Annotated in this window: 6 protein-coding genes; 2 read left to right on the top strand and 4 right to left on the bottom strand. The window is 65.3% G+C overall.

What is annotated here, in order from left to right; all coding sequences use genetic code 11:
* The 3 genes from ELR45_RS07525 to ELR45_RS07535 form a co-directional block, all read right to left on the bottom strand.
* Positions 1-966 (bottom strand): FAD-binding oxidoreductase (locus tag ELR45_RS07525; protein ID WP_205856196.1); only part of this gene is annotated, 966 nt, incomplete at its 3' end.
* A 45-nt stretch (positions 967-1,011) separates the two neighbouring features.
* Positions 1,012-1,578, bottom strand: coding sequence for a dihydrofolate reductase family protein (locus tag ELR45_RS07530; RefSeq protein ID WP_129665078.1), 567 nt, complete (start codon positions 1,576-1,578; stop codon positions 1,012-1,014).
* 11 nt (positions 1,579-1,589) lie between these two features.
* A complete protein-coding gene (locus ELR45_RS07535; RefSeq protein WP_129664773.1) occupies positions 1,590-2,183 on the bottom strand; it encodes a dihydrofolate reductase family protein in 594 nt (197 codons plus the stop codon).
* A 207-nt stretch (positions 2,184-2,390) separates the two neighbouring features.
* Between ELR45_RS07535 and ELR45_RS07540 the strand changes: the two genes are divergently transcribed.
* Entirely contained in the window at positions 2,391-3,476 is a 1,086-nt protein-coding gene (locus ELR45_RS07540; RefSeq protein WP_165367569.1) for a helix-turn-helix transcriptional regulator, read from the top strand.
* 87 nt (positions 3,477-3,563) lie between these two features.
* Here the strand turns inward: ELR45_RS07540 and ELR45_RS07545 are convergent, their stop codons facing one another.
* Complete coding sequence (locus tag ELR45_RS07545) at positions 3,564-4,430, bottom strand: 23S rRNA (adenine(2030)-N(6))-methyltransferase RlmJ (RefSeq protein ID WP_129664776.1); 867 nt, start codon at positions 4,428-4,430, stop codon at positions 3,564-3,566.
* A gap of 161 nt (positions 4,431-4,591) precedes the next feature.
* Here ELR45_RS07545 and ELR45_RS07550 point away from each other — a divergent pair, with 161 nt between their 5' ends.
* Positions 4,592-5,389, top strand: a complete 798-nt coding sequence (locus ELR45_RS07550; RefSeq protein WP_129664778.1) for a Fic family protein — start codon at positions 4,592-4,594, stop codon at positions 5,387-5,389.
* Positions 5,390-5,414 lie beyond the last annotated feature (25 nt).

The raw sequence follows: 5,414 nt of genomic DNA on the forward strand, positions 1-5,414 counted from the left end.
TAGTTGGCGCAGGTAGTGGCCCTTCCAGTACCGGCGCAACGCGTGCCCTTGCTCGTCGTCCTCTCGGCGTTGCAGGTCGACGTAGGCGTACTCGGTCACGCTCTGTTCGATCGGCGTGCCAAGGGCTGTGAACTCGCGCACCAGACGGTGACTGTCTGCGGGGTCGCCGACCCATACGAATCCCAGGCTGGCTCGCGGCTGTCCGTCGACGGTGCCGACCCACGCCGTCAGCGTTGCCTGTCGCGGCGCATCCGCGAGGAGGTCACGCCACTGCCGCATGGCATGGATCGCGTCGTCGATGGTGAATGTGTAGTTGGCGGCAACGGCGCGCCCGGTGATCGGATGTAGCCGGAACTCGAATGCCGTGACGACACCGAAGTTGCCGCCACCGCCGCGCAGGCCCCAGAAGAGGTCGCTGTTCTCGATGGCGCTGGCGGTGACGGTGTCGCCCGTGGCGGTCACGACCTCGAACGATTCGGCATTGTCGCAGGTCAACCCGTACTTTCTAGCCAGCCATCCCATGCCGCCGCCGAGTGTCAACCCGCCGACACCCGTGTGCGACACGTTGCCGGCGGTTGTGGCCAGCCCGTGTTGCCCGGTGGCACGGTCCAACGCGCCGAGCAGTGCACCGCCCTGGATTCGAGCGGTGTGGGCGACCGGGTCCACGCTCACCCTGTCCATCGCAGTGAGGTCGATCATGAGCCCGCCTCCGGGTACCGCGTGTCCGATGACGCTGTGGCCGCCGCACCTCACTCCGATCTCCAGATTATGGTTTCTGGCATACCGGATCGCGGCCGCGACATCGGCGGAGTCCGCACATCTCACGATGACGGCGGGGCACCGGTTGACCATGGCGTTCCAGATCGAGCGGGCAGCGTCATAACCCGCGTCGCCGGGTTCGATGACTTGTCCAGCAATTGCGTCCTGCAGTTTCAACGGCACCGGACGCCTTCCGACCGTCTCCATGATCTTTCCTTCGTAGTGGGTGCGGTTGAATGTGACGTCCGTGGATCACGCTGCCGTGTCGCCGACAGGTCTCTTGACGCGGTAGCGCAGATGTGTCACGTCCCGGGCGGGGATTCGCCGCAGCAGCTCGAGCCCAAGGGGATCCGTGCCGAGGGTGTCGAAGAGCCGTCGTCCGTCGCCAAGGAGAACTTGCACGAGGTGGATCTCGATCTCGTCGAGTAGGCCTGCCCGTAGCAACGATTGTGCCGCTCCCGCGCCGTGCACCATGACCGGCCGATCGCCCGCTCCGGCCTCGGCCCGGGCGGCGCACTCCTGGACGTCGGTGACGAATTGCGCACTGCCGGGAGGGATGTCGCCGTCGTCGACGTGGTGGGTGAGGACGAAGATCGGCACGCCGTCGTGGTGATCGCCCTGCCATCGTTTGGCGAGTTCGAAGGTGCGGCGGCCAGAGATCACCGCCCCGGTGGCCAGGACCTCCCGATAGACCTGCCCGTTGGGTCCGTTGCTGTTGCGGTCGTCGAGCCAGTTGAACACCCTTCCGCCGTGGCGGCCAAGCTCCTGACCTGGTCGATCGTTCGGTCCGGCGATGAAGCCGTCCAGCGACATCGACATGTAGAGACGGATCACGACTTCACCTCGTACCGCAGATGCAAGACGCCGGCGCCTTGGAGCTGGCGTGCTGGCTCGAGCTCGATGTGTTCCGGCCCGAGGCGGTCGAAGAGTCGCCGCCCCTGCCCGAGCAGCACCGGGATCAGGTGGATCTCCATCACGTCCAGAACGCGGGCCCGCAGGCATTCCTGTGCTGTGTAGGCCCCGTGCAGCATGACGTCGCGGTCGCCGGCAGCGGCCTTCGCCTGCTCGACGCAGGATTCGATACCGTCGGTCACGAAGCGGACGTCGCCTGGCGGCTTCTCGTCGGGTACCCGGTGTGTTGGGACGAAGATGGGCACGCCGTCGTGGTGGTCGCCGTCCCAGTAGTTGACGAACTCGCCGAGCCGTTTGCCGCAGATCACCGCGCCGGTCGACATGCTCTCGTCGAACACCGTCGCGTTGGTGTCGTCGCTCGGACGGAAGCTGGTCGGATCGTCTCCGCTGCCGTCGCGCAGCCATGCATGCAGGATCTCGCCGCCGTCGCCAAGGCCGTTGGAGGGGCCGTCGTTGGGGCCCGTGATGAAGCCGTCGAGCGACATGGACATGTACAACACAATTTGGGACATCAGCTGTCTCCATTCAAGAACGCTTCGACTTCCACGGAAATGTCGATCTGCCACGTCCCGGACGGCACGTCCGCCAGCACCCCGTTCGCTACGTCGTTCACGGTTTCCTCCTGGCCTCGTGGGTGTCTTCCACGATGCGCGGAACCGCGGGACGTCGGTACCCCAGAATCCTGGGTAATCGACGCCGATGCGGATACAGTCGGACGCGTGCCTTCGGCAGCGGCCACTCACGCACGTGCCCGCGATGACCTCGTCAGGCTGGTCCATCGCGGACTGGACGTGCCCGCGTTCGCTCGGGAGGTCAACAAGGTGCTCGGGCGCATCGTCCCTGGTGAGGGCTCCTGCCTGCAGACGGTCGACCCCGCCACCATGCTCCCCACCGGCGACTACGTCGAGGACGGCCTCCCGTCCGACGACATCCTCCGCCTGATCGAGATCGAGCTCGCCGAACCCGACATCAACAAGTGGGTGGTGCTCCGCAATGCCCGCACCACTGCCGCGGGGCTCTCCGAGGCGACTCGTGGCGACCTCGACCGGAGTTCGCGCCAGCGGGAGGTCCGCAGGCCGGGCGGTTTTGCCGATGAGATCCGGGTCGTGCTCGCGAACGGCGTCGGAACCTGGGGCGGACTGACACTCTTCCGCGAAGCCAACCGGCCGCACTACACGCCGACCGAGATCCGGCGCGTAGCCTCGTTGGCGCCAGTGATCACCGACGGCCTGCGGCGCGCCGCGCTCCTGTCCGCCCCGGCGGAACTAGACGATCACTGTGTCCTGGTGCTCAACCCCGACGACTCCGTCGCAATGGGCGACCACGGCGCTGACCACTGGCTGGACCGGCTTAACGTCAGCAGCCGGACAGGGGCACGGCTGCCGCTGGTGATCACCGCCGTCGTGCGGCAAGCCCGCGCGCTCCTGGCCGCTGAACAACTCCCCGCCAGCGGTGTACGGCTGGCGCGTGCGTGCGTGCATACGAGCGTCGGGTGGCTGCTGGTGCGGGGATCGGTCCTCGGCAGCGGGCCGGAGGCTCCGGTCGCCGTGACGCTGGAGGCGGCTCGTGCTCCAGAGATGGCGCCGCTGATCGCGGCGGCGTACGGCCTGACCGAACGTGAGCGCCAGGTGACCGCTCTCATCGCCCGCGGCAACTCCACCGCTCAAGTCGCCCGGGAAATGCACCTTTCGGCATACACCGTCCAGGATTACTTGAAGTCGATCTTCGACAAGACCGGTACGAGTACGCGCGGGGACCTAGTATCGAGGCTATATTTCGACCACTACGCCGGGCGGCTGACCTGAACTAAGCTTGTCGTTTAACCCGTGGCTGCTGTTCTGGCAGATGTATGAGGACCGCCGCGTGACGACGCGGTCATGGTGACCAACCGTTCAGCTGTAGTACGTCAGACGGATGCGTCCGAGCGTGCCGTCCGGCAATGTCGACTCAGAGTATGCCCGTGCCAGGCTGTCGCCGAGCCGTTCGCAGGCGTCTGTCGTTTCATCGGAGACGTTGGCCAGGACAATGCCGCATCCGGTGCCCGGCGTGGTCGCCACGCCCAGGTCTCCTGCCCGCTCCATGCCGTCGTGGTTGACGATCATCGCATCTCCGCACCACAGAGGACGGGCCGTTGCTTGGGAAAGATGTCGATACGCCCACGCTGCCCGATCCGGACGGTCATAGCCGTACCAGTAGATGAGGCCGACCCCTTGCAGGGCCAGATCAGCGGCTAGTTCCAGAGCAGAAGGGCCGCCGTCGATGCCCGCATGAGGATCGAAAGGGTCGATGTGCACGACGGTGGAAGCGGGCGGCATTGCAGCCTCATCGCTTGAGTGCACCCATCGCGCGACCGCCGTCATCCCGTCCTCCTCGGCAACCGTGCAGCCAGTGATACCGAGCTTGGAGGGCCATGACCGGAGGTCGGCGGTGCTCAGGAGATCGAGATCGCAGTACAAGTACTCGGCGCTGTTCCCGAGTTCGGCCATGGCCAGGAGCGCCGAGCCCGGATATGCGTCCTGCTCATCCATAAAGCGCCCGACCAGCGCCCGGTAACTCGATCCGGCCAGCGCTGGCTCACGCTCCGCTGTCTCGCGGAAGCGAAGCACGCCGAATCGTCGTTCGGGATCGTCGACCATGGGATACGCGGCCGAACCAGCGTGCGTCTCGCCGTACCGCGCTGGACGCTGGCGGGCCAGCACCTCGGTGAGACACAGGTGCTTCCACACGTCCGCGAACTTGCCGAAGTGGTGATTGGCCATGTACCTCATCATGCCCATAACGGCAGAGCGCCATGAACGAGTAGCCAACGATGGCGCGCTTCGCTGAGTTGATCGAGACCGTTGTCTCGCCTCGACCACGTATGGTGGACGCTGGTGTCTGATGACGGAAGCCGCAGGTGACGGTAGGAAGGTGCGAGGACGTGGACGCGGGCCAGATTTTCGACGCCGTGGGGTTCAGGTGGGATCGCTCGACCATCCCCACGGACGTGCCAGCGTACTCGGTACAACGTGCGGTCTTCCGGTTTTACAAGGCGCTGGCCGAGTTCATCTGGGACGCGTCAGTCCTGGAGGGCAACCCGTTCACCTACCCCGAGGTGCAGACCCTGCTCGACGGGATCACCGTAGGCGGACACAAGCTCAGCGATGAGCGACAGGTCCTGAACTTGGCTGACTCGGCCAAGGAACTTCGCGAGTTGGTGATCGGCGGGTCGTTCACGTTGGACAAGGCTACGTCGGACTATCTCCATGCGATTGTCGCGCGCGACGAGGCGTTCGATGCCGGCTTCTTCCGCGGAGAGGGAGAAGAGCAGCGACTGACGCCTGGCGTCGCACTCGGGGAGTATGGACGCTATCTGCCGCCGGAGACGGAGCCAGGCGGCGAGAACCTGAGGCGGATTCACGCCGCGGGGCTTGTTGCGTTGACCGATGGCATCGAGAGTGTGTTTGAGCAGGCACTGGTGTACTTCCTGTTCGGTGCCCTGCAGCAGTTCTATTTCGACGGAAACAAGCGGACCGCCAGGTACATGATGAACGGTCACCTGATGAGCCATGGCATCGACGCGATCAGCATTCCGGCCGCGCGAGCCCGGGAGTTCAACGCCCGAATGGTCGACTTCTACCGCCACAAGGACGCTTCGGTCATGATTGCGTTCCTGACCGACTGCCACCCCGATGCCGACGAATTGGTCACCACCGAGATGCGGCGGTTCCTCGAGTAACGCCGCAAGACACTCGTTCATTGGG

The sequence above is a fragment of the Phytoactinopolyspora endophytica genome, assembly GCF_004138495.1.
Taxonomy (GTDB): domain Bacteria; phylum Actinomycetota; class Actinomycetes; order Jiangellales; family Jiangellaceae; genus Phytoactinopolyspora; species Phytoactinopolyspora endophytica.